This is a genomic window from Fulvivirga ulvae, from assembly GCF_021389975.1.
GTDB lineage: Bacteria > Bacteroidota > Bacteroidia > Cytophagales > Cyclobacteriaceae > Fulvivirga > Fulvivirga ulvae.
Genome location: NZ_CP089981.1, coordinates 154,434 through 178,448, shown reverse-complemented (window position 1 = coordinate 178,448; position 24,015 = coordinate 154,434). Strand labels below are relative to the sequence as shown.

Genomic DNA, 24,015 nt, shown 5'->3' with positions numbered 1-24,015 from the left:
GGGGATGCAAATCCCTATTTTTCTGACATTTAGGTTAAAAAAACAGCTATAAATTCCGTCATTCCGGGGGATTTTTCCTGCACGCAGTTTAGTGACCTTTGATTAAGATCCAAATTGGCTTTAAAAGGGAAGGAGTGTATTCATCTGGCACTCCGGTATATCCTTTCAGGCCGGTTGGGTCGAAATAATTTATTTCACTTAAACCGTATAGTATGAAGAAGTTTTTACTCATTAGTTTCATGCTCGTCCTGATACTCGGCCACTATGAGTCTCAGGCGCAGGAACGATCAATCACGGGTAAGGTGACCTCAGTAGATGAGGGACAGCCTCTGCCCGGTGTAAACGTGGTGCTGAAGGGAACCACGACAGGAACAGTTACCGATATTGAGGGTAACTATAAGCTCAATGTCCCTCAGGAGGGAGGGGTACTGGTCTTTTCTTTCATTGGTTTGGAATCACAGGAAATGCAGATTGGTTCACGGGCCGTGATCGATGTGCAAATGGCATCGGATGTAACGCAGCTTAGCGAAGTCGTGGTAACGGCCGTGGGTATTGAGAGAAGCAAAAAATCATTGGGCTACTCAGTAGAAAACGTTGGTTCGGAGCAAATCCAGCAAAAATCAGAGCCTGATGTGCTGAAAGCTTTGCAGGGCAAGATACCCGGTGTTCAGATTTCGGGGTCTTCAGGGTCGCCCGGTAGTGCTACAAGGATCACTATTCGAGGCGCTTCGTCATTCCTGGGCAATAACCAGCCACTATTTGTGGTAGATGGTATTCCTTATAACGACACGCAGTTTGATACCAACAACCAGCTAACCGGTGGCGCTGCCTATGCCAATGGCCTGGCACAACTGGACCCTAATAACATTGCCTCCATATCGGTATTAAAAGGAGCCGCTGCAGCTGCTTTATATGGTTCAAGAGCCGCAAACGGTGTTATCGTCGTTACTACAAAATCAGGAAGCGCGAGGGCATCAAGAAAAGGATTGGAGATAACGGTTTCTTCCTCTTTTGCATTGGAAGAGATTGCCAACCTTCCTGATTATCAGAATACTTATGGAAACGGTGCTGAGTTTTTATATTCAAACTCAAATGGTTCATGGGGGCCTGCTTTTGCTTCTCTGGATTCGTTCCCTACATGGGGAAACTATTTAAATGCCTTCCCGGATATGCCTGCAAATTTGCCATATGTGGCTCAGCCGGATAATGTTAAGGACCTCTTCGAAACCGGTACTATCTATGACAACTCCATAAGTATAGTAGGTGGTAATGAGAAGGCTACATTATCTGCTGTTGTTTCCCATATGACCCAGGATGGTTACATTCCGTTTTCTTCTTTTGACAGAAGCAACCTCAGTATAGGGGGTAATGCGCAGTTGGATAACCGGGTGATTATCGGTGGTAACCTGTCGTACACCCGTACGGAGCAGCATGGACCTATATTCGGTGCTGCAGCAGCAGACCCTACTGCTGCCTCTTCTTTTGCCAGAACGCTATGGTTGGGAAGAACATGGGATACCAGCCTGCCTTATGAAAACCCTCAGGGAGGATCAGTATTTTACAATACACTTGCTGTTGACCACCCGCTGTGGTCATGGAAGCATAATGGGCTCACGGCAAACGTAAACAGGCTCGCAGCCAATTTCAATGTAGCCTATGATATTACCGACTGGCTCACAGCCTCATTTAAGGTTGGAACCAACACCTTCAATGACAGAAGACAACAGGTATGGGATATCGGTTCCAACGCTTTCAGTGGTACGGGAGCCATACTGGACGATGATATATTCTTTGAAGAAATCGAGACTAACTTCCTTCTTACTTTCCAGAAGGACCTTAATGAAGACTTTGATATTAAGGCCATAGTAGGACACAACTCCAACCAAAGAACTATCGACAGACAATCTACTTTAGGTACTACTATCGTTTCGCCCGGTATTTACGATATCGATAATACCAATACGCTGGTGCCTAATGGGGGTACATATTCCAAGCGAAGGCTTATGGGTGTTTTCGGAGAGGTGAATGTTGGCTACAGGGACTTCCTGTTTTTGAATATGACGGGTAGGAACGACTGGTCATCCACGCTGCCTGTTGAGAGCAGAAGCTTCTTTTACCCAAGTGCTTCATTATCATTCATTTTTACCGAAGGGTTTGATATCAACAGTACGGTACTTACCAATGGTAAGCTGAGAGCCAGCTGGGCCAAGGTAGGTAACGATGCAGGCCCATATTCATTAACAAATACTTTCTCCGTAAACCTGGGCAATAACACGGGCGTGATCGGCTCTGTTAATCAAAATGATCTTCCATTCTTGGGTCAACCCGGTATTACTCAAAGCAATGTGGCATCAGACCCTGATCTGACACCGGAATTTACCAAGGAGTGGGAGCTGGGTACCAGCCTGGCATTTTTTGAAGACCGCATCAATCTTGATGTTACGTATTACAAAAGAAACTCCACGGATCAGATCGCCAATGTAACGTTACCTTCAGCTTCCGGTTTTGAACAGTTGATCACAAACTTTGGTGATCTCGAAAACAAAGGATGGGAAATCGGATTAGGTTTGGTGCCCGTTAAGCTTGGTAATGGATTTAAATGGGAAACCTATACCACTTTTACGAAAAACGAGAGTAAAGTACTGGCATTGTCAGATGGAGTGGAGCGGATCAATATCCGAAATCTGTTTGGAGGAGGTGTGAGACCAATTCTTGAAGTAGGGCAGCCCTATGGAGCACTTTATGGTTCGGTATCAGCGAGAGATGATGAAGGTAATTTCCTGATTGACCCACGAACAGGTATCTTATTTCCAAGCCTTGAAAACAACGGTTTAGGTATCATTGGTGACCCCAACCCCGATTTTACGATGGGTTTCATTAATACCTTTAGTTTCAAAGGCATTACACTACAAGCTCTGATTGATTACAGGCACGGTGGCGATATGTATACCACTACAGTTGAGCGTTTGCTGGGTAGAGGTGTGACCAAGGATACAGAAGACAGAGAGTCCTCAAGGATTATCCCCGGATTCTACGGAGACCCGAATACAGGTCAGCCGTTGCTGGATGAGAGTGGAAATAAAATACCCAACACCACGCAAATCACAACTAACGACCTGTTTTTCTCTAATGGAGGCTCTCAGCAGTCGTTTGGTATTAATGGAGCGGATGAAATGTCAGTATATGATGGTACCGTTATCCGTTTGAGAGAAGTAAGCCTGGGATATCAATTGCCTAAAAAGCTTTTGGAGAAGACTCCTTTCGGAAGTGCTTCAATAACATTTACAGGCAGAAACCTCTGGTATAATGCCCCCAACATCCCTGAGTATACCAATTTCGATCCTGAAGTTAACGGCTTCGGTTCTACCAACACACAAGGTATAGAGTATGCTTCAGCTCCTCAGTCCAAGCGATACGGAGTAAACTTAAAGTTCACATTCTAAACTTACAACGATGAAAAAATTATTCAATAGATATATGCGGGTTGTAGTTTGTGCGGTCTTGTTGCTCTTCTCATTTAGTTGTAACGACTATTTTGATATCAATACAGACCCGAATAACCCTACAACTGCTCCGCTAAACCAATTACTGACTAATTCACAGTTGAACATTGTCAATTCCGTGGGGCTTTCTAACGGAGGTCTTACCTCTCACCTGGGAGTGTTCATGCATCAGGTTACCCGCAGAGCGACCCCTGACCAGTATGGTACGCAGGGTAGTGACTTTGCCATCACCACTTCATGGCAGGCATTTTACGACATTGCCCTTGAAGATATCCGGTACATGATTGAGACAGGTACGGAGAGTGGCGATTTGCAATATGTAGGCATAGCCAAAATATTAAAAGCTTATACCTACAGTGTACTTGTGGATGTATGGGGCGATGTACCTTTTAGTGAGGCCAATAGCATGCCGGATATTCGGTTTCCTGCATTTGACGATGATGCGGTAATATACCCTCAGATTATAGCCTTGCTGAACGAGGGGATGGCTGACATGGCCAATACAGAAGCTGAAAACCAAAATGTACCTGGTTCGGATGACCTGATCTACGGAGGTGATATTGATTTATGGAGAAAGGCTGCAAAAACCATTAAGTTGAAACTTCTTAACCAGGTGAGAGGTGTAAATGTTATACCAGATGCAGAAGCCCAAATTGTGGCACTGATTAATGAAGACGATCTGATCGCGAGTCAGGATGAGGACTTTGAGATGTGGTATGGAGTTTCAACCAGTCCTGATAACAGGCATCCTGCATTTATAACAGACTATGCCAGTGCTACTAAAACTTATTACATCAGCATTTGGCTATACCAGATCATGACAGGGCAGAACCCCGACATATTTACGGGTATTCAGGATCCGAGAGAGCCATACTATATCTATAACCAGCTGGCCCCGGGAGCATCTCCGCAGAATCCGTGGGAGTATTTAGACGGTCAGTTCCTGTCCATACATTTTGGTTCCACGCACCCTAATCAGGCTCAGAATCAGGACAGGTCCAGTTCCGTGCTTGGCCTGTATCCTGCCGGTGGCAAATATGACGATGGAGCAGGAGGAGCAGTGACGTTAAATACCGGGGCAGGTGATGTACCTGAAAGAATATTGCCTTATTACAGCCGCCTGTTTATAGAAGCAGAACTGGCGCTTGACGGGGTGATTGCCAAAGATCCGAAGCAATTACTGGAAGATGCTATGATCGCGGCTTTTGCCAAGGTAAATCAGATTGTGGATAACACTTCTAGTAGTCAGACGATCCCTAACATATCAGATGCCGACCGGGATGCCTACATAACTGCTGTTTTAACACAATATGATAATGCAGGTAGCGATGACAGAAGACTGGAGATCATTTTGACTGAAAAATGGCTGGCGAGTTTTGGTAATTCCATCGATCAGTACAACGACTACAGAAGAAGGGGCTACCCGGTGCTATTTGATCCCAATAATGATACAGGGCCTTTTGCGGCTACGACCATTTCTGCTAGAAATTTCCTGGTTTCGTTGCCCTGGAGAGATCAGGACCTGAACCTGAACCCTAATTCGCCTGAGCAGAAGAATCCTACTACATACAAAGTGTTTTGGGATGCTAATTGATCACCTATTAAATAGAATATTATGAAAGGATTTTTAAAATATATAGTTGTGGGGCTTGCCATAGTGGCTTCTGCCTGCGAGGATGAAGATGCTATCAAATTTAAGCTTGAGGACACTCCGAAGGGAGCCATAGCTAACTTTACCACGACGGAGAATGATGACGGGTTTATTAACCTGACCAATCTTGATAATGTTAACCTGGAATTTTCCGTAGACTTGAGAAATGACCTGCAGCAGGGAAGTGACGGCCTTACGCAAGGATCAGGCAAGCTCGATGGTAACCTTGAATTTGCACCGGTGAATTCTGTAGATATCGAAGTGCTTTGGACACGAGCCAATGGAGAAAAACATACAGGTCTGATTTCTACATTAACTTCATGGCCAGCTACACTAACTTTAAATGCCGATGACCTGATCGGTGCATTTGATGCAGGTGTGATTGCCAGAGACTCATTGGAACTCGGAGACCAGTTTCAGATCACGGCAGGTTTCAATTTTGAGGATGGTCGAAAATTGCCTGGTTTTGTTACCAGCGTTGATGGTACACCTACTATAGCGTTCAGCCCTAGTTTTGCCAACCAGCCTGGCCTGGTAATGAATCTTGTTTACCTTGTTACCTGTCCTTCAAATCTGGCAGGAAGTTATACAGCAGAGTTGGTTTCATCCAGTATTGACCCGTCCAATTTCAGGTCGCCTCAGCCGGTAACGGTTACCGGTTCGGGCGGTGTCTATCAGTTGAGCGATGGTACACTTGATATCTTCGGGCCTGATTTTCCTATTGGATTAGCTTTTAGTGAGATATGTGAGGTGATTACCATCACACCGGGATCGGTAGATTTCCCTACCCAGGTAATATATGTACAGGGGCCGGGAACCACATATGATCCTGATACAGGAGTTATTACTTTCGATATTACTTATGATGCCACCTCCTGTTGCGGGTTAGCAGGTATTCAGTTTACTTTTACCATTACTCCAAATTAAAGTTAGTTATATTGTTTGTATAAAGGGCTGCACTTCTTGTGTAGTCCTTTTTTTATTGACCGACCTGACCAAGCTTGCTTTTACTGATCTGTTCCCGGGTTTGAAGTTCTTTATTTACTACTCCGTACACACTCTTTTGATTGTGTCCAATTTGTTTAGAGCAGGCAGCGAACAGAGCTAAATTGCGGCTTTAACAAACTTCTGAAATTAAGTAAAGCGTAACTGTTCTGTAGCTTGACAGGGGCAATGGATAGAAGTTAATAGCTTTCCGTGCGTATCAATGCTCCGGCAAAGGTCTGAAGGTTAGGCACTGGTCAGGATGCCCTTCCCGTAAATGCAGCCCTGTTTGGCAATATTCAGATATTGGGATGTATGAATCGCACACGTTAATGATAAACAAAAAAAGGCAGCTTTTGCTGCCTTTTTGATATATAAAATCTTGTAATTAAATAAGAGAATTGTAATAGTTAAATATTTTCACCAAATCATCTTCCTTATTAAACTTTAGCTTATTCTCCTTTATGAAATTTTCCACATCAGTTTTCTTGTTGCCAAAAATACCTTCGTTCTTCTTAAAGGAAGAACCTATGACTTTATGTGCCCTGGCATTGTTCACTACATAGTAATCAATTTTCTTCAGAATCTGCTTGTTCCGGTTACCCATGTCAATGGCTTGTACATAGGTTGGGTCCTTTACCTCTACGTAAGGTACGCCTATTAACATCAGCTTATCCTCAAACAGTACCTGAGCAATTGATTTTGGTAAAATTTTGTTGGCATCATCAATAAGATCAGTATTAACATAGCTCTCAATCTCATTATTATGATTTCTATATGAAAAAGTCTTTAATACCGGAAGTGTACAAACTTTAGTTTTGTTGTCGTTCTCTATCTCCAGTAGCTGGTTTTTAAGATCATACCTCAACGGAAAATTTTTATAAAGCTTATCACTGTTGGTAATGGTAAAATCGCCAACCAACCAGTTTTCGTTCAGGTAAAAACTGCCTTCCATACCTGGAGGAGGCAAAGGAAGTTCATTGATAACCTGTCCTGGATTGACGTTTCTGTCCAGGATGGAAGTCTCCTGGTTTGTGGTTTGCGAAAAGGCTATGGAATACGCTAAAGTAAAAAGCATAGCCAATAAAAGGGTTCTCATAGATAATGGTTTAAGTTAAAAAATTGAATTTTAGAACTGATTGATTCTTAAGTTAAAATCCAACTTTGGTCATTAAAACTTATCTGGAGTTTGAATTATTTTGAGTACCACTTCATGTGGGTCTCCATCGTTATCCTCCAGAAACAGTTTTACAAGAGGATTGTCCTCCGCAATTCTGTTCTCGATTCCCACAATTTTTGTGCCAGAGGGCAGCTGTTTTTGCAGGCTATCCTGCATGTTTTCAATAGCCTGTGCTATTTCTACTTCTAAAGTACTGGGGTTGTATATAGATGTTTTCATACAAATATTACCATTTAATAAGTGAAGAAGCCCATGTAAATCCACTTCCGAAAGCCGCCATACAAATCAGATCATCATCTTTTATTTTTCCTTCTCCCCAAGCCTCGCTCATAGCGATCGGAATAGAGCCGGCAGTGGTATTGCCATATCTCATAATGTTATTATACAACTTTTCTTCAGGTAATCCAAGCTTTTGCTGGATGTAATTGCTGATTCTGAGGTTAGCCTGATGGGGTATTAACAGGTCAATATCATCCTTTGTTAAATTATTGGCATCCAGGGCCTCCATAATTACTTCATGAAAGCGTACAACGGCATGTTTAAAAACCATGTTGCCGTTCATATGCACTTTAAATGTAGACGTATCCAGTATCTGCTCTGGTTGCCTCTCTTCGTGCGGGCGACTGCTACCGGGATCCTTAACATAGAGTTCTTCCGCATACCGGCCATCAGAGTGTAAGTGAGAAGATAGTATACCGGGCTTTTCTGACGGCTGCAAAACTACTGCACCAGCACCATCGCCAAAGATCACGGCCGTGCCCCTGCCGCGGGTGGTAAGGTCAAGGGCTGTGGATTGTATTTCAGCACCGATGACCAGAATGTTTTTGTACATCCCTGTTTTGATAAACTGATCTGCCGTAGACAGAGCATATATAAAACCGGAGCAGGCATTCCTGATATCAAGTGCTCCTATGGATTCTAAGCCGAGCTCGCGTTGCAAAAGCACTCCTGAGCCAGGAAAGAAATAGTCAGGCGTTATAGTAGCAAGCACAATGAAATCAATGTCTTCAACTTTTAAGTTGGCACGTTCCAGTGCCATATGGGTTGCTTTTGCAGCCATGTTGGCTACTGTATCTTTTTTAGAGTCAATAAACCTTCTTTCGCGGATACCGGTTCTTTCGATGATCCATTCATTATTGGTGTCCATTAACTTGGACAGGTCATCGTTTGTGACCACTCTCTCAGGTACATAATGACCAACTCCGGCAATTTTCGAATAGCGCATTTAAATATAATTTTTTAAAGCATCAAATATAACTAAAATTAACTAATGTTAGTTAGGCTTATAGGTTCTCTATATAATACCTGTTTTATATGTATATTGTTAAATAAAAATTACCAGATATGAATTACTTTTTGTTGTCATTCATTATTGCCTTTGTTTTGCCTCAGGATGAGGCCGATGATACGATAAAGCGGCTCAATAAACAGATGGAAGAAGCATTTAATGCCGGTGAGCTTCAGAAGGTAGCAGGTTTTTATCTCGATGATGCCTACCTGATCAGCCCCGGAGATAAAACAATTACCACCAGAGCCAATATAGATGAATCCTGGACCAGTATAAAGAATCCTGTTAAATGGGAGCTTGAGGTAATAGAAGTGACAAAAGATGAGAAATCTATTTACGACAATGAATACTGGAAGGCACTGAAAAACAAGCCTCCGGAGTGGAGGGCGCAAGGAATTGATATCGACAACAATCAACAATTGGTGTATCAGTTGGGTCATTCGAAGTTGACCACCATGCGGGACGGAAAGGAGAATACCAGTGAAGTTGATTTTATTTTAATATGGAAATATACTGATGAGGGCTATAAAATATTATTAGATACTTATACCTGGCAATAATGCAACCTTTCTGGAGTAACTGTGTCTTATTAAGAGTTGACAGGTGTTGAGAAATTGCTTTTATTCATCAAAAACTCCGGTGCTATGTTCAAAAACTACTTTAAAATTGCAGTCAGAAACCTTATAAACAAATCTGGCTATTCATTTATCAATATTTTCGGCCTGGCTGTAGGCCTTTCATGCTGTTTGCTACTAGTGCTTTATATAACTGATGAGCGCAGTTATGACCGTTTTCACGAACAATCAGAAAATATTTACAGGGTAAACGCCACCTATGAATATGGGGGTTCTTCCGCAAAAATGTATAATACTCCAACGGCTCTGCTACCTGGCATTCTCAGAGAATTTTCTGAAGTAAAAACAGGAACACGACTTTTTGACGTAAGTATCTTTAGTCCTGTTGTGGTGCAATACAATCTGCAGAAATTTCAGGAGAAGAAGTTCTTTTACGCCGACAGTACATTTTTTAATGTATTCAGCTTCGAAATGATTCAGGGTAACCCATCTACCGCCCTGGTACAACCCAACTCGCTGGTAATCACAGAATCAGCAGCAAAAAAGTATTTTGGTGATACGAACCCAATGGGTAAGGTACTTAAGATCAATAATACGCAGGATTTTCAGGTGACGGGTGTAGTTGAGGATACCCCGAATAACTCACATTTTCATTTTGATTTTCTGGCCTCATTTTATAGTCTTAATGCCTCCAAAAGTGAGACATGGTACAGCGCCAATTATGCTACCTATATCGTTTTTGAAAATACTGCAAGCCAGCATAAGCTTGAAAAGGAGATTACCACATTTGTGACGGCACAGCTTGGAGAAGAGTTTGCCAGCTCTGGTTATAGTTTTTCTTATGACCTTATGCCAATTACTGATATTCACTTATACTCTGATGTGCAGGCGGAAATGGAGCCACAGGGAAGCATAGAAAATGTTTACATTTTTACTGTAATAGGTATTCTCATTCTTTTAATAGCTTGTATCAATTATATGAACCTGGCCACTGCGAGATCTGCTGACCGTGCGCGTGAAGTAGGCATGAGAAAAGTAATGGGCGCTTTTAAAAAGCAACTCTTTTATCAATTTATGGGCGAATCGGTGATCATTACATTGCTTGCCACGGCTATTTCTATTGTTATAGTAAGCATGGTATTAGGGCCGTTTAATGCCTTTACGGGTAAAACATTGACCACGGATCACCTGCTGGCTCCTAATATTTTGACAGGGCTCTCTGCTATTGTTATCGTGGTCAGCCTGTTGGCAGGGGCATATCCTGCGCTTAGCCTGGCATCTTTCCAGCCTGGCGATGTACTTAAGGGCAGCTTCAGGAGATCAGCCAAAGGTAACCTCCTGAGAAAAATGCTTGTGGTGGTGCAGTTTTCCATATCCATATTTCTGATTATAGGTACACTGGTGATCTATAAGCAGCTTAATTTTATGAGAGATAAGAAACTGGGGTACAATAAGGAAAATGTGCTGGTAATATCTACCGACAAGGAAGTAAATAAAAACTTTGAGCGAATAAAACAGCAGTTGGAGGCAAAGCCGGATGTATTAGGGGTATCCATAGTCTCTGAAAATCCGGCAAACATTAATGGAGGCTATAGTATACATGTAGAAGGCATGGAAGGCGAGAAGACTCTGTCTGTTAACGCCGTTACGGTGGATAAGGATTTTGTTTCAAACCTTGGAATGGAGATGATTGAAGGTAAACCTTTTACGGAAGCGGATACCGAGCGATCGACCAGGGAAGACAGCAATGACAGGGAATACAGCTTTTTGGTCAATGAAGAGCTGGCCAGGCAAATATTGCTTTCCCCTGAAGATATAGTAGGGCGCAGGGCAATGCTGAACGGACGGAATGGTATAGTAAAAGGTGTGCTCAGCGACTTTCATTTTTCATCTTTAAAAAACAAGATAAACCCCCTGGTACTGTTTATAGAACCTGCCCAGTACAATGAAATACTCATAAGGATCAAGCCGGCTGATATGGAGCGAACTCTGGCAAGTGTAGGTGCATTGTGGGCAGAGTTGGTGCCTCACCGTCCATTTGACTATCGCTTTCTGGACCAGGAGTATCAAAAACTGTATGATAATGAATTAAGGCTTGGCGACATCTTTACCCTTTTTGCAAGCCTCGCCATCATCATTGCCTGTTTAGGATTATTCGGACTGGTGGCTTTTACGGTAGAGCAGCGTACTAAGGAGATCGGTATAAGAAAAGTACTGGGGGCAACTATAGCCAATTTGTTTTTGCTTGTATCAACGGATTTTACCAGATTGGTGTTACTTGCATTTCTTATCACTGCACCCCTGGCTTACTATGCCATGTCGCAGTGGCTGTCAGATTTCGAGTATAGAGTAACTGTTGGGTTATTGCCGGTGTTGGTTGCTATATTTCTGGCTTTGCTGCTTTCACTTATCACAATCAGCTATCAGTCGGTTAAAGCTGCACTCATGAATCCTGTGGACACGTTGAGGAATGAATAAGAGGTAGGTTCTGACAAGCGAAATTTTAGCGCTTCTCTCTGAGTTTATTTTCCAGTTCTTCAAATAACGTAACATTCATCAGGAGCAGGAGCATGCCGTAAAAGGTGTCTTCTACGGGGATTGTGCCCAGCCTGATCCCCAGGTTTTCCGCGTTGTTGTACCAGACTACCTGGTCCTGGATATAGGATCCGGTAAGTACACCATTGATCAGAAAAAAAGGTATGAGTATGAAAACAAAGCTGAAATAAAACCTTCCCAGGTATGCTGATCGGAGAATGAATATGTGTAACAGTAAAAAAGCGCACAAAGCAAAGAAAGTTACTGATGTGTAAGCTCGGTGAGTATTGCTGACAGCGATCAAAAAAGATATGGCAATGAGTGTCCAGGTGATAGCAGGGGCATATTTACCTAAATAATCCTCTTTGAAGAGGTGTTTGAAGCTAAAATAGGTAAACACACAGGCATAAGGAATACAAATAAAAAACAGCCATTCTTCTATAGGGAGATTCGCAATATTAAGTCCTGTGAGATATGTTTCGTTAAATCCCCATATACCCCATTTGGTAAAATAAACATCCCAAAGAATGAAAACCACACCCGGGATGGCTATGGCAGGCATCAGGTATTGCCACTTGCTTGAAAAGTTAGCCTTCGGATAAAAACTAAAGGCCAGTGGTACGGATATAGCCAGGGTATTGAGTAAAAGGTAAAGATAATGCCAATTCATGCTGAGAACTTTTAATGTGGTATGTTTTAAACAAAACATACACGCGTAAGAATTTAAGATTTTCTTATATCTTTTACTTTATACTTTTTAGGAGCATAAAGGAAACCAAAGGCTTCGCCATCTTCTTTTGTGTGTTTTTTATGATGAATGTAATGGGCGTTGATCATACGCTCCAGATATTTGCTTCTTTTCTTAGGACGCCATCTGATTCTTTGATGTACTATAATGTCATGAAAAATGAAATAAAAGACCCCGTAGCATAGTATTCCTATCCCAACTGACAGTAAATATGGAGAATAGTTGATCAAGGTAGAGTAGTAAATAAGCCCGATGCTGGGCAAACTGAAGACCAGGGCGAACAGGTCATTTCTTTCCAGTGTATGATTGTGCTTTTTATGGTGTGACCTGTGCCATACCCATAAAAAGCCATGCATAACATACTTATGGGTAAACCATGCTACAAATTCCATAAATAGGAAAGTGACAATGATTATTAATGCACAAAGGAGAAAGGTTAATATTGCCATTTTTACACTTTTAAGCTTTTATTATCCTATTTTGAAAATAATCCTGTAGTACCTTATAGCGGTGATCAAAGATAGTTTTCACTTCTTTTCCGACAAATATTCTATTGGCCATTCTACCTATGATCCCGTACGGAATTGCATAATTCACCTCATCAACCATCTCTACTCCATCCTTAACCTCTCTGAAATGATGCTGATGATGCCAAAGCGCATAAGGCCCGAATCTTTGTTCGTCTACAAAATAGTGCGGTTCCTGAACATGCGTAATCTCAGTTACCCAGTCAACCGGTACACCGGGCAAAATGTTTACTTTATAACAAATGAGCTGGCCGGGATACATTTTTTTTCCACCGGAAGCGTACCTGATCTCAAAGCCCATATGCTCAGGTGTTATTTTGTTTAAGTTGGCAGGAGTAGAAAAAAACTCCCAGGCCTCTGATAGTTTGATAGGTAAATATTGTGTCCTTTTGATGTTGTATATTTTCATTTTGATATTGAGCTATAGTATCAAGTCAGGCATTGCGCTGTTATACTTTTACAATTCTTGAAGCCATGCCAGGAAATATGAGAAAATGAAAGGGCAGCACACAGTACCAATATATGCGGCCCCAAATACCCAGTGGCCGGAAAGTTGCTTTCTGCATTAATAACTTCTTGCCTTTGGTTTCCTTAATATGGAACTCCAGCCAGGCTTCGCCCGGTAGCTTCATTTCTGCATATAGCAATAGTTTTCGATCCTTTTCACTGGCCAGCAGCACACGCCAGAAATCCAGAGCATCACCTGCTTTTAATTCAGTAGGACTTCTCCTGCCCCTTCTTAGCCCAACACCTCCGACGGCTTTATCTAAGAAACCTCTGATCTCCCAAAGGAAGTTTCCATAGTACCAGCCATTCGTTCCTCCGATAGACCAAAGCTTTTTCTTTACCTCATGGATATCAGTTTCGAATTCTACCATTCTGACATCATTAAAGCACCCGTGTCGGGGGACTTCAATAAAGTTGCGAAAGCTATGGTTCATACCTTCGTTAGAAATGGCATCTTTCCAGCTGGAGATAACATTTTTTTGGCTGATCCTGCTAAAAGCCATTTCCAGAGCCTCACGGTATGAGTATCTTTGTATGACCACCTGTTTGTCTATGTCGCCAAGCTTTGCCACTACATTGTGTCTCATGCTATCTACCAGATTGCGTGCGAGCGGATAAGAGGTAGAGGTCACAAAATACAACCATAGTGAAGATAATTTTGGAGAAAGCACCGGGACAGTGATAATAAACCTTTTAAGCTTCCTTACCAAAGCATATTCCATCAACATTTGCTTGTATGACAATACATCGGGGCCGCCGATATCATAAACCTGATTAAAAGTATTCTCATTGTTTAGCACACCCACCAGGTACTGGATTACATTACGAATACCGATGGGCTGGCACCTGGTTTTAAGCCATTTGGGGGCAACCATTACAGGTAGCTTCTCCACAAGGTCTCTGATAATCTCAAAAGATGCACTTCCGGATCCAATAATAATTGCTGCCCTTAACACGGTCAGTGGCTTTTCTGAGGTTTTTAGGAAATCTTCAACATTCTTCCTTGAGCTTAGGTGCTCGGAAAGTTCATGGTCATTGACAATGCCGCTGAGATATATGATCTGTCGGGCGGAAGTGCCCTTCAGGTATGAGGCAAAATTTAGAGCTGTATTTTTCTCTGAGATAGAAAAGTCTGCATAAGAGCTACTCATGGAGTGTACCAGATAGTAGGCTGCGTCAATATCCTGTGGCAAATCCTCAAGGCTTTTCTTTTTCTCAAGATCGGCCTCAATTACACTTACGTGTTTCAAAAATTCCTCATCGAAATCCTCCCAGTCAAACCGGTGTCTGTCCCGTACCAGGCAAACTACATGGTGGCCTTCGTCTACCAGTATCGGAAGTAGCCGCCGTCCTATATAGCCGGTTGAACCTGTAAGCAAAATTTTCATGACCCCAAAGCCTCTTTATAGGTTTTAATAGCTCGTTCGCGTGCTGTTTTATGTTCCACTATTGGCTTGGGATAGCTAAGCTCCTGAAACTCCGGTACCCATTGCCTGATATACTTCAGCTCAGGATCAAATTTTTTAGTTTGCAGCTCAGGGTTAAATACCCTGAAGTATGGTGCTGCATCTACACCTGTACCGGCAGCCCACTGCCACCCCCCGTTGTTAGAAGCCAGCTCATAGTCCAGCAATTTCTTTGCAAAATAAGCCTCACCCCAGCGCCAGTCTATCAGCAGGTGCTTGGTGAGGAAGCTGGCCACTATCATCCTGACCCGGTTGTGCATATAGCCCGTGGAGTTAAGCTCCCGCATGCCGGCATCTACAATCGGGTAACCTGTTTGTCCGTTGCACCAGGCTTCAAATTCCTTCTCACTATTGCGCCAGTTCAGACTATTATATTTCGTCTGGAAGTTTTCATCCACTACCCTTGGGAAGTGCCAGAGTATCATCTGATAAAACTCGCGCCAAATGAGCTCATTCAGATAAACTTTACTTTTTTGCCTGGCCTCGTCAGCTAATTTTCTGATGCTGACTGTACCGAATCGAAGATGTATGCCAAGGCGGGAAGTGCCATCCATAGCAGGATAATCACGACGCTCTTTATAGTGCTCCAGCGTGACATCTGTTAAATTAGAGGAGGGGATATCCATGCCTGAAGGCCTGAATCCCATGTTTTCAAGGCTTAGCGGCTTTTCAGACTTCCTCTGTGCAAAATTTTTAAAGTGCAGGGCAGATGGCACCGATTCATAGTTCTTGTCTGAAATAGTGCTGTGCCACTGCCTGCTATAAGGGGTAAAGACCACATAGGGATCTCCATTGTCCTTTAGTACCTCCGATTTTTCGAGCAAAACCTGGTCCTTATAAGTTTTAAACTCAATATCATTTTTAGCCAACAGCGAAGATATGTTTTTGTCTCTGTCAACCGCATAGGGTTCATAATCATGGTTTGTGTAAACCTTTTTGACCTGATATTTACTGATCAGCTTTTTCCATACCTCAAAAGGGCTGCCATACTCCACCAGCAATGTGCTGCCTTTGCGTTTAAGCTGGTCATTGATTTGAGTAATCTGATCATAAATGAACGATACCCTTGCATCACGCCTGTCTTCCAGATCATTGAGTATATTGGAATCAAAAATGAACAATGGTAATACAGGCAGGTCATCGCTTAGTGCCCTGAACAGGCCAACGTTATCATCCAGCCGTAAATCTCTTCTGAACCAAAAGATGTTTACTAAATCCATTTAGACAGATTTTTTGTCAATTTCTTTTTGAATGGCTTCAGCCTCTTCCATTTTTAATGCATAAAGTTTAAGGTCTCCGGACCGCTGTATGCGCATGGCTTCTTCAAGAATCTTCTTTCTTCTGTTCTTTAATTTTTTTACGGGGTCAGGTTTAAAGAATGAAAACATACGCTTACAGTTTTAATGTTAGTTATGCCACCTTCGATTTCAGGTGAGGTGTTATACTGTCTATAATTATTTTGAACCAATGGGTGTATTTATCAGCATTGATGTCCATATCCGCCTTTAGAGTTTTCAGGTCTATATACATCCAGTCTTCCACTTCATCTTTATTGATGACAGGCTCACCGTCATATGTGCCTATAAATACATGATCAAGCTCATGCTCAATAAGCTTCTTGTCCAGTTCTGTTTTATATATAAACTTATAAAGGAACTCCGGTTGCAGATTTATCCCCATTTCCTCTGTCAGTCTTCTTTTTGCTGCTTCATGTACCGGCTCTGATGGCCTGGGATGGCTACAGCAGGTGTTGGTCCATAGTCCTCCTGAGTGATATTTGCTTTTACTCCTTTTCTGAATAAGTACTTCTCCTCTCGAATTGAAAATGAGTACTGAAAATGCTCTGTGCAATAAGCCTTTTTGGTGAGCCTCCAGCTTCTCCATTCGGCCCGTTTCCTTGTCTTTAGTGTCTACTAATACTACTTCTTCCATGTTCAAATCAGGTTAAGCCTGTGTTTTAAATAAGAATAAAATAATATGGAAAACTTTTTCTGATTAGGTATCCTGATCCTCTTTTCCATAACATTGGAGGAAGGTGTCCTCCTGATTTTATTGAAGAGGGCGTAATAATAAACGTATGCCAGATAAACTCCAAACCGGGCTGATCTGGGAAGTAGTTTAATGCCTTTAAAGCCGTTTTTGAAATCACTTTCAATGCTTTTCTCTATCTGAGCTTTGCTTACCTCATCAAACTGCTCCATATCCAGTCCGGGAAAGTAGGTACGGCCCATATGCTGATAATCATCCCGAAGATCACGTAAAAAGTTGATTTTCTGGAATGCTGAGCCAAGTTTCATTGCATAAGGTTTTAGACGGTCGTACTCAGACTGGTTGCCTTCGCAGAACACCTTCAGGCACATAAGTCCGACCACCTCAGCAGAGCCTAATATATAAGTTTCAAAGCTATCCTTCGAGTGGATGGTTTTAGTCAGGTCCATACGCATACTGTAAAGAAACTGCTCGATAAGTTCGCGGTCGATATTATATTTATTGACAGCAAACTGAAAGCTGTTGAGGATCGGGTTAAGGCTTATGCCTTCATCTATGGCCAGATACGTATCCTTTTCAAACCTGTCCAGCAGCTGCGACTTGTCATAATCATGAAAAGTGTCAACTATCTCATCGGCAAACCTAACGAAGCCATAGACAGCACATATCGGATTGCGAAGCTTTTGGTCAAGGCATTTAATAGCCAATGAAAAGGAAGTGCTGTACGATTGGGTTGCAAGATAACTACACTTTGTAGATACCTTATCATAAAGCTCTTTCATAGGTTAATGTAATTGGTTGATAATTTCACCTGCTACTACCTGTCCCGAAATAATAGATGGAGGTACTCCGGGGCCAGGCACAGTAAGCTGTCCTGTATAAAATAAGTTTTGTACTTTCCGGTTGTTAATTGACGGCTTAAGTATGGCCGTTTGTTTTAATGTATTGGCCAGCCCGTAAGCATTTCCCTTGAAGGCATGGTAGTCTTCAATGAAATTACTGTGGGCATAGCTTCTTTTATAGATTACATGATCTTTTATAGATTCCCCGGTCAGGCTTTCCATCCGGGCTATTGTCAGGTTGTAATAACGCTCCCTTATCTCTTCAATATCTTCAAGTCCCGGAGCTACCGGTATCAGTATGAATACATTCTCCATTCCCTCCGGGGCGCATCCATCATCCGTTTTAGAGGCAGCGCATACGTAGAAGAGTGGTTTTTGAGGCCATTTTGGGTCAGTGTATATATCTTTTGCATGCTGCTCAAACTCTTCGTCGAAGAAGAGATTGTGATGGAGCAGGTTTTTAATCTTCTTATTAATACCCAGGTAAAAGATCAGGGAAGACGGCGCCATGTCGCGTTTGTCCCAGTATTTTTCGTCATACTTACGAAAATTTTCGGGCAGCAGGCTTTGCTCTATATGATGATAATCTGCACCAGCAACGACAAAATCGTAGTCATGTTCCCTGCCATTGACCACGAGGCTTTTGATCTTTGAACCTTTCATTACCAAGGAGGAAACCGGTGAGTTATATTGAAATTTTGCGCCTAAGGATTCTGCCAGTGAAACCATAGCTTCTACGATTTTAAACATTCCTCCTTTAGGGTACCAAGTGCCTAATGCTATGTCAGCATAGTTCATAAGGCTGTACAGGGCAGGGGTTTTTGAAGGCATGGCACCCAGAAAAAGAACGGGAAACTCCAGAAGCTGGATCAGTCTGGGGTCTTTGAAGTATTTTCGGATATATGTAGCAATGGATTGAAAAACATGAAGTTTGAAGACACCCGTAAGCAGGCGCATGTCTATAAACTCTGTGACTGATCTGCCGGGTTTGTATACGAGGTCATTGATGCCCACTTCATATTTGTAGGCAGCTTCCTCCAGAAATACTTTAAGTTGGTTGGAACTTCCCGGCTCGAGCTTATCAAACAAGGCATAGATATCATCAGGTTTGGCCGGAATGTTAACAATATCGTTTTTGCTAAAAAGTACTTTATATGAAGGGTCGAGCCGGATCAGCTCATAATAGTCGGAGATGGATTTTCCGAAGCGGTTAAAGAATTTTTCGAAAACATCTGGCATCCAATACCAGCTCGGGCCCATGTCGAAGGTGAACCCATCGGCCTTGAACTTTCTTGCCCTTCCTCCGGGGGATTCGTTTTTTTCATAAACAGTTACGGAGCAGCCTGCTTTTGCAAGGCAGCAGGCTGCGGATAGACCCGCGAAACCTGCTCCGATTATGGCAATATTTTTTTTTGTCATTTAGTCCATTCAGGTGCTATAAGCCACCAATTTTTTTTGTATCTCCTTCCGGGCATGGAATATCCTGTTTTTCACAGTACCAATCGGAATCTCCAGAGAGTCTGCTATTTCATGATATTTGTACCCGTCGACGTGCATTTTAAACGGTACCAGCAAATCACTCTTAACCCCGTTCATACAGTTTACAATATCCTTATACTCGTATGATGAGTCCGGTGAATTAAAAGTGTGATTGTCTGCTACATTAAGATAATATAATTCCTTAGTATCATCATGAGTGGTTTTTGCGCGTTGAGCTTTTCTGTAGTTGTTGATAAAAGTATTTCTCATGATGGTATATAACCAGCCTTTCAGGTTGGTGTTCTGCTTAAATTTATCTCTATAGGTCAAGGCCTTTAGTACAGTATCTTGTATAAGGTCTTCTGACTCTTCCTGGTCTTTGGTAAATCTTCTGGTAAATAATTCCAAGGTGTCTTTCAGGGAAGCGATTCTATGGTTGAACTCTATTGCAGTCATAGTTGTTTAATAATTTTAATTAAACGTTAAACAAAATTAAATTATTTAGCTGATATTATCAATGTTTGTCTAGGTTTAAATGTTTTATGTTAGACAACATTGTTTATCTATCAGATGATATTCTGATTAGATGAAAAATCATGCTAGAATTTGCACTATCTATGACCGGGAGCGGAAAACGTCCCGTAAATCCTTAGGTTTTTGAAAAATATGGGTGTTTTTAGGGAATTTTATATTGAGATCAAAAACGGGTTTGCCGGTTACATACAGCTCACAGCTGTGGAATTTTTCCGACAGTAGGGTAATAAATTCCTCGAGGCTCTCACCTTTTGGATAGTAAGTTATGCAGGTTATAAGGTAACTTGGCTTCAGAACTTTAACCACTTCTTCCAAATCCTTAAGGGGTACAGCCTGGCCCAAATAGAAGGTTTTGTATCCCGATTTTTTAAGCATATAGTTTGAAGAACAGCAATGCTATCTCATGTAATTCCTCTTCCGGAAGAAACAGGACTATTTTATCTGCATCCTTTTGAGTATTAATAGCAAGGCCGTCAATAGCAACTATTATCTTCTGTTTAACAAGGTTGGAGATGAAATGTTCCTGAATAGGAGAGATGTTATTGGAAAGCCACAGTATGCCGATTTTATCCAGAAAAGGATAAATGATTTCTGTTATGGTTTTTTCAAAGCCAAATCTTATAATGTAATTGGAAAGAAGCTTGTCGAATTTGGCCTCATCCAATTCAATCATACAGATGGTGAGCTCATCAATCAACAATTCAAAACTGGACTCCTCAGTGCTAAGCTCAGCTACCTTGCGATAGATCTCGCCAATAGATAGAGACGCTATTTTTGAGATTTTATGACCATGATTATTAAGTATGGAGATATTAAGGATCTTTTTCAGGTCATCATCGGAATAATAGCGTATGTTGGTAGGAGTTCTTTTTGGGGTAATTACTTTATAGCGCTTTTCCCAAATGCGTATGGTGTGGGCTTTAATGCCTGAGAGCTTTTCAAGTTCCTTGATCGAATATTTCCCCATTTATTCCTTCTGTCTTGCCTTAGAACATTAACGAATTTATTTTGTTTAACTTTATTTGCTCAGGCTTTGGACTTTAAATGCTGGCTGCATATGTACTTCAAAATAGCCCGTTTGAGAAAAGTATCGCAATATAGGCTAAGGTACAGTTGCTGGCAAATATTTTTCACTAAACACCTGATCGTATGTTGTTTAATTTCCCATCGGAGGAGTCCTTTCTCATGTCGTATTACACACATGTCAATACTTGCCATTGAAACTGGCTTCGATATATTTTTATAATATGAACTATGTGTATTGTATCAATTAGTAGGTATAAAATTTTTAGTTCATCTTAAATATTGAAATTTTATTTTGATTTCCAGGATGTATTTTTGTAACTAGCGCACCGTATTTATTCCGGATCAATTAGCCGTTGATATCTATCTTTAAAAAAGTCTAAAGAACGCCCCACTTCTTTATAGCTTTTGTTACGGGATCAGTACATACCCCATATAAATCAAGATCAACAACTGTAATTATTTTTAACCTAAACCAAATAATGTATGTTGAAACATTTACTAGTTTCTTGCATGGTACTGTGCTGTGCGTACACTGCTTATGCACAAGTGGGGCCCATAAGGACATGCTCGGCTCATGAAATACTTGAGAAGCAAAACAAGGACCCGGAAATTGCCGCAAAAAGGCGGCAAATCGAACAACACACCAGGGAATTTCTCCAAAAAAGAAATGTCGGAATGGCACAAGGCAGAACCGGCGTACTTACTATTCCCGTAATTGTTCATGTTATTTATAGCAACTCTCAGGAAAACATCAGTAATGCCCAGATCCAGTCACAGATTGATGTATTGAATGAAGATTTCCGTAAGCTGAATAGCGATGTGAGCGGAGTGCCTTCAGAGTTTACCGCTACTGACATGCAGATCCAGTTTACACTTGCCAAGGTAACCAGGAAATCCAGTACAAGGACTTCGTGGGGTACTAACGATGCCATGAAGAAGTCATCGCAGGGAGGTGTGGATCCTATTGATCCTGCCCATAACATGAATATGTGGATTTGTAATATTGGTAATGACATTCTTGGCTATGCCCAGTTTCCCGGAGGCCCCGCAGCTACTGATGGAGTAGTTTTTTCTCCTCAGTTTTGTGGCAGCATCGATAAGCAACCTGCCGGAGAAACATTTTATCTAAGTGCTCCATTTAACAAAGGCCGTACTGCCACACATGAAGTAGGTCACTACCTTAACCTGAGACACATATGGGGTGATGGTAACTGCAGTGTGGATGACTTTGTTGCGGATACACCTACAGCTGCTGCACCTAACTACAACTGCCCTGGCTATCCTTCAAAGTCGTGCAGTAGTAATGGCGGCTTTACCAGTGATATGTTCATGAACTACATGGATTATGTTGATGACGCCTGCATGTTTATGTTTACAGCCGGCCAAAAAGCCAGAGTAGATGCTGTTTTGGATCCGGGCGGCGCAAGAGACGAGCTAGGCACTATTTCAGGAGGTTGCTCTTTAGCTGCTCCTGCCGGTCTGGCCTCATCAAATGTTGGAAATACCAGCTTTACACTTTCCTGGAATGCCGTTTCGGGAGCAGTTTCTTATGATGTAAGTGTTGGCGGTTCTGTAACTACAGTTAGCGGTACTTCAAGAACGTTTACAGGTCTTGCAGAAGGTACGGCTTATGCCTGCCAGGTAAGAGCCAACTGTAGCAGTGGCAGCGGAGCATATTCCTCTCCGATTACAGTAACGACTACCGGGAGCAACTGTTCTGCAGGTCCTGTTACCTTAACACTTGTGCTGGATAACTACCCTGCTGAAACGAGCTGGACGGTAACATCAGGAGGAAGCACTGTGGCCTCAGGTAGCGGTTACTCAACCAGTGGAGCTACGGTGACAGAGACATTCAACGTGGTGGCTGGCGCTTACACATTTACCATCAACGACTCTTATGGAGACGGTATCTGCTGTTCGCATGGTAACGGATCATATACTTTGCGAGATGCCAATAACAATGTAATAGCAACAGGTGGTGATTTCGACACTTCCGAATCAGTGAATTATTGTACTGAAGGTAGTGGTGCTGATACCCAGGCGCCTACAGCACCTGGTAGCCTGACTGCTTCGGGAGTAACCCAAACCTCTACAACAGTATCATGGAGTGCTTCTTCGGATAATGTAGGCGTAACCGGATACGATGTGTACGTCAACGGATCACTGAATGGCTCTACCACTTCCACTTCAAGAACGATAACCGGCCTTGCTGCCGGCACAACGTACACCATTGCTGTAAGGGCTAAAGACGCTGCAGGAAATGAGTCTTCTGCAAGCTCGGTGAGTGTTACTACACTTTCTGACAACATCACTTATTGCGACTCTAAAGGAAACAACACCAATGATGAGTGGATACAAAGAGTGCAAATAGGAAGTATTAACAACAACTCAGGTTCAAACAGCGGCTATGCGGACTTTACCTCATTGTCAACTTCAGTAAACAAAGGTTCAAGCTATACCATAACCATAACTCCGGCCTGGGCAGGAACTGCTTATAATGAGGCTTATAGCGTTTGGATCGATTACAACCAGGATGGTGACTTTACCGATTCAGGCGAGCAGGTATATAGCAGAAGCAATACCACTTCTTCCTCTGTAAGTGGAAGCTTTACTATTCCTTCAGGCGTACTTTCAGGAGCTACAAGAATGAGGGTTTCCATGAAATATAATGCTGTGCCTACATCTTGTGAGACATTCACCTATGGCGAGGTGGAAGATTATACCATTGTTGTCGGAGGATCTGCAAGATCTGTTCAGGCAGTTGACATGTCGGATATGGGATTATTCCCTAACCCTGCGTTTACTCACACTACTGTTCATTTCTCTGTAACCGGCGAGGTACAGGATGTTGACCTGAGCATCTTTGACGCAATGGGTCGCTCAGTATACAAGCAAACCATTGCCCAGGTAAGCGGGTCTCATGATGAAACTATCGATATCAGTGGCTTGCAAAAAGGCCTGTATCATGTAGTGATCAGTGGTGAAAATATAAGCCAGACCAGTAAGTTGCTGGTAAAATAAATAGTTGAAATTATTAGTAGTCACAAGGGCTGTACTGAAAGGTACGGCCTTTGTTATTTTATATACTCCTGACAGGGCCTGAAACCCGGTCAGAGGTATGGGTAAGTATGAATAATTCTGCAAAAAATTGAGTGTCAAGAATAAAATTTCTATTTACTCC

At 42.2% G+C, this 24,015-nt stretch carries 20 protein-coding genes; 6 read left to right on the top strand and 14 right to left on the bottom strand.

What is annotated here, in order from left to right:
- Positions 1-212: 212 nt before the first annotated feature.
- Genes LVD17_RS00765 through LVD17_RS00755 form a run of 3 tightly spaced genes read left to right on the top strand, consistent with a single transcriptional unit; the run spans position 213 to position 6,081 of the window.
- Positions 213-3,443 carry a SusC/RagA family TonB-linked outer membrane protein gene (locus tag LVD17_RS00765; protein WP_233764041.1) on the top strand — a complete coding sequence of 1,077 codons (3,231 nt, stop codon included), beginning with the start codon at positions 213-215 and terminating at the stop codon, positions 3,441-3,443.
- Positions 3,444-3,453: 10 nt separating this feature from the next.
- Positions 3,454-5,097, top strand: a complete 1,644-nt coding sequence (locus tag LVD17_RS00760) for a SusD/RagB family nutrient-binding outer membrane lipoprotein (protein ID WP_233764039.1) — start codon at positions 3,454-3,456, stop codon at positions 5,095-5,097.
- A gap of 21 nt (positions 5,098-5,118) precedes the next feature.
- Positions 5,119-6,081, top strand: coding sequence for a hypothetical protein (locus LVD17_RS00755; RefSeq protein WP_233764033.1), 963 nt, complete (start codon positions 5,119-5,121; stop codon positions 6,079-6,081).
- A gap of 445 nt (positions 6,082-6,526) precedes the next feature.
- Here LVD17_RS00755 and LVD17_RS00750 read toward each other — a convergent pair whose 3' ends face one another.
- From LVD17_RS00750 to LVD17_RS00740, 3 genes are all read right to left on the bottom strand, one after another.
- Entirely contained in the window at positions 6,527-7,237 is a 711-nt protein-coding gene (locus tag LVD17_RS00750) for a hypothetical protein (RefSeq protein ID WP_233764032.1), read from the bottom strand.
- A 72-nt stretch (positions 7,238-7,309) separates the two neighbouring features.
- Positions 7,310-7,537: a hypothetical protein gene (locus LVD17_RS00745; protein ID WP_233764031.1), complete on the bottom strand. Its 228-nt coding sequence runs from the start codon at positions 7,535-7,537 to the stop codon at positions 7,310-7,312.
- A gap of 7 nt (positions 7,538-7,544) precedes the next feature.
- A complete protein-coding gene (locus LVD17_RS00740; RefSeq protein WP_233764029.1) occupies positions 7,545-8,543 on the bottom strand; it encodes a beta-ketoacyl-ACP synthase III in 999 nt (332 codons plus the stop codon).
- A 119-nt stretch (positions 8,544-8,662) separates the two neighbouring features.
- On the opposite strand from LVD17_RS00740, the gene LVD17_RS00735 reads away from it, so the two are divergent.
- Entirely contained in the window at positions 8,663-9,166 is a 504-nt protein-coding gene (locus LVD17_RS00735; protein ID WP_233764028.1) for a YybH family protein, read from the top strand.
- A gap of 84 nt (positions 9,167-9,250) precedes the next feature.
- Positions 9,251-11,659, top strand: a complete 2,409-nt coding sequence (locus tag LVD17_RS00730) for an ABC transporter permease (protein ID WP_233764026.1) — start codon at positions 9,251-9,253, stop codon at positions 11,657-11,659.
- A 25-nt stretch (positions 11,660-11,684) separates the two neighbouring features.
- Here the strand turns inward: LVD17_RS00730 and LVD17_RS00725 are convergent, their stop codons facing one another.
- The 11 genes from LVD17_RS00725 to LVD17_RS00675 all read right to left on the bottom strand — a co-directional run bounded on the left by LVD17_RS00725 (position 11,685) and on the right by LVD17_RS00675 (position 20,775).
- Positions 11,685-12,386 carry a lycopene cyclase domain-containing protein gene (locus LVD17_RS00725; protein ID WP_233764024.1) on the bottom strand — a complete coding sequence of 234 codons (702 nt, stop codon included), beginning with the start codon at positions 12,384-12,386 and terminating at the stop codon, positions 11,685-11,687.
- A gap of 53 nt (positions 12,387-12,439) precedes the next feature.
- A complete protein-coding gene (locus tag LVD17_RS00720; protein WP_233764023.1) occupies positions 12,440-12,913 on the bottom strand; it encodes a sterol desaturase family protein in 474 nt (157 codons plus the stop codon).
- 10 nt (positions 12,914-12,923) lie between these two features.
- Positions 12,924-13,400 (bottom strand): SRPBCC family protein, encoded by a 477-nt coding sequence (locus tag LVD17_RS00715; protein WP_233764021.1) that lies wholly within the window; start codon positions 13,398-13,400, stop codon positions 12,924-12,926.
- 40 nt (positions 13,401-13,440) lie between these two features.
- On the bottom strand, positions 13,441-14,886 hold the full coding sequence (locus LVD17_RS00710) for an SDR family oxidoreductase (RefSeq protein WP_233764020.1): 1,446 nt from the start codon (positions 14,884-14,886) through the stop codon (positions 13,441-13,443).
- Positions 14,883-16,184, bottom strand: a complete 1,302-nt coding sequence (locus LVD17_RS00705; protein WP_233764019.1) for a cryptochrome/photolyase family protein — start codon at positions 16,182-16,184, stop codon at positions 14,883-14,885. The genes LVD17_RS00710 and LVD17_RS00705 overlap by 4 nt, the downstream gene beginning before the upstream one ends.
- A complete protein-coding gene (locus tag LVD17_RS00700; RefSeq protein WP_233764018.1) occupies positions 16,185-16,352 on the bottom strand; it encodes a DUF6435 family protein in 168 nt (55 codons plus the stop codon). It abuts the gene before it with no gap.
- A gap of 22 nt (positions 16,353-16,374) precedes the next feature.
- Positions 16,375-16,896 carry an isopentenyl-diphosphate Delta-isomerase gene (gene idi / locus LVD17_RS00695; RefSeq protein WP_233764017.1) on the bottom strand — a complete coding sequence of 174 codons (522 nt, stop codon included), beginning with the start codon at positions 16,894-16,896 and terminating at the stop codon, positions 16,375-16,377.
- A 2-nt stretch (positions 16,897-16,898) separates the two neighbouring features.
- Positions 16,899-17,735, bottom strand: coding sequence for a phytoene/squalene synthase family protein (locus LVD17_RS00690; protein WP_233764015.1), 837 nt, complete (start codon positions 17,733-17,735; stop codon positions 16,899-16,901).
- A 3-nt stretch (positions 17,736-17,738) separates the two neighbouring features.
- Entirely contained in the window at positions 17,739-19,214 is a 1,476-nt protein-coding gene (crtID, locus tag LVD17_RS00685; protein ID WP_233764013.1) for a bifunctional phytoene desaturase/3,4-desaturase, read from the bottom strand.
- A gap of 9 nt (positions 19,215-19,223) precedes the next feature.
- Positions 19,224-19,730 (bottom strand): RNA polymerase sigma factor, encoded by a 507-nt coding sequence (locus tag LVD17_RS00680; protein ID WP_233764011.1) that lies wholly within the window; start codon positions 19,728-19,730, stop codon positions 19,224-19,226.
- A 445-nt stretch (positions 19,731-20,175) separates the two neighbouring features.
- Positions 20,176-20,775 carry a MerR family transcriptional regulator gene (locus tag LVD17_RS00675; RefSeq protein WP_233764009.1) on the bottom strand — a complete coding sequence of 200 codons (600 nt, stop codon included), beginning with the start codon at positions 20,773-20,775 and terminating at the stop codon, positions 20,176-20,178.
- A 542-nt stretch (positions 20,776-21,317) separates the two neighbouring features.
- Here LVD17_RS00675 and LVD17_RS00670 point away from each other — a divergent pair.
- Positions 21,318-23,855 carry a GEVED domain-containing protein gene (locus tag LVD17_RS00670; protein ID WP_233764007.1) on the top strand — a complete coding sequence of 846 codons (2,538 nt, stop codon included), beginning with the start codon at positions 21,318-21,320 and terminating at the stop codon, positions 23,853-23,855.
- Positions 23,856-24,015: the final 160 nt, after the last annotated feature.

Excerpts from the sequence above, each read along its gene's own strand:
- LVD17_RS00765 (WP_233764041.1), top strand. The coding sequence starts at position 213 with ATGAAGAAGTTTTTACTCATTAGTTTCATGCTCGTCCTGATACTCGGC.
- LVD17_RS00760 (WP_233764039.1), top strand. The coding sequence starts at position 3,454 with ATGAAAAAATTATTCAATAGATATATGCGGGTTGTAGTTTGTGCGGTC.
- LVD17_RS00755 (WP_233764033.1), top strand. The coding sequence starts at position 5,119 with ATGAAAGGATTTTTAAAATATATAGTTGTGGGGCTTGCCATAGTGGCT.
- LVD17_RS00750 (WP_233764032.1), bottom strand. The coding sequence starts at position 7,237 with ATGAGAACCCTTTTATTGGCTATGCTTTTTACTTTAGCGTATTCCATA.
- LVD17_RS00745 (WP_233764031.1), bottom strand. The coding sequence starts at position 7,537 with ATGAAAACATCTATATACAACCCCAGTACTTTAGAAGTAGAAATAGCA.
- LVD17_RS00740 (WP_233764029.1), bottom strand. The coding sequence starts at position 8,543 with ATGCGCTATTCGAAAATTGCCGGAGTTGGTCATTATGTACCTGAGAGA.
- LVD17_RS00735 (WP_233764028.1), top strand. The coding sequence starts at position 8,663 with ATGAATTACTTTTTGTTGTCATTCATTATTGCCTTTGTTTTGCCTCAG.
- LVD17_RS00730 (WP_233764026.1), top strand. The coding sequence starts at position 9,251 with ATGTTCAAAAACTACTTTAAAATTGCAGTCAGAAACCTTATAAACAAA.
- LVD17_RS00725 (WP_233764024.1), bottom strand. The coding sequence starts at position 12,386 with ATGAATTGGCATTATCTTTACCTTTTACTCAATACCCTGGCTATATCC.
- LVD17_RS00720 (WP_233764023.1), bottom strand. The coding sequence starts at position 12,913 with ATGGCAATATTAACCTTTCTCCTTTGTGCATTAATAATCATTGTCACT.
- LVD17_RS00715 (WP_233764021.1), bottom strand. The coding sequence starts at position 13,400 with ATGAAAATATACAACATCAAAAGGACACAATATTTACCTATCAAACTA.
- LVD17_RS00710 (WP_233764020.1), bottom strand. The coding sequence starts at position 14,886 with ATGAAAATTTTGCTTACAGGTTCAACCGGCTATATAGGACGGCGGCTA.
- LVD17_RS00705 (WP_233764019.1), bottom strand. The coding sequence starts at position 16,184 with ATGGATTTAGTAAACATCTTTTGGTTCAGAAGAGATTTACGGCTGGAT.
- LVD17_RS00700 (WP_233764018.1), bottom strand. The coding sequence starts at position 16,352 with ATGTTTTCATTCTTTAAACCTGACCCCGTAAAAAAATTAAAGAACAGA.
- idi (WP_233764017.1), bottom strand. The coding sequence starts at position 16,896 with ATGGAAGAAGTAGTATTAGTAGACACTAAAGACAAGGAAACGGGCCGA.
- LVD17_RS00690 (WP_233764015.1), bottom strand. The coding sequence starts at position 17,735 with ATGAAAGAGCTTTATGATAAGGTATCTACAAAGTGTAGTTATCTTGCA.
- crtID (WP_233764013.1), bottom strand. The coding sequence starts at position 19,214 with ATGACAAAAAAAAATATTGCCATAATCGGAGCAGGTTTCGCGGGTCTA.
- LVD17_RS00680 (WP_233764011.1), bottom strand. The coding sequence starts at position 19,730 with ATGACTGCAATAGAGTTCAACCATAGAATCGCTTCCCTGAAAGACACC.
- LVD17_RS00675 (WP_233764009.1), bottom strand. The coding sequence starts at position 20,775 with ATGGGGAAATATTCGATCAAGGAACTTGAAAAGCTCTCAGGCATTAAA.
- LVD17_RS00670 (WP_233764007.1), top strand. The coding sequence starts at position 21,318 with ATGTTGAAACATTTACTAGTTTCTTGCATGGTACTGTGCTGTGCGTAC.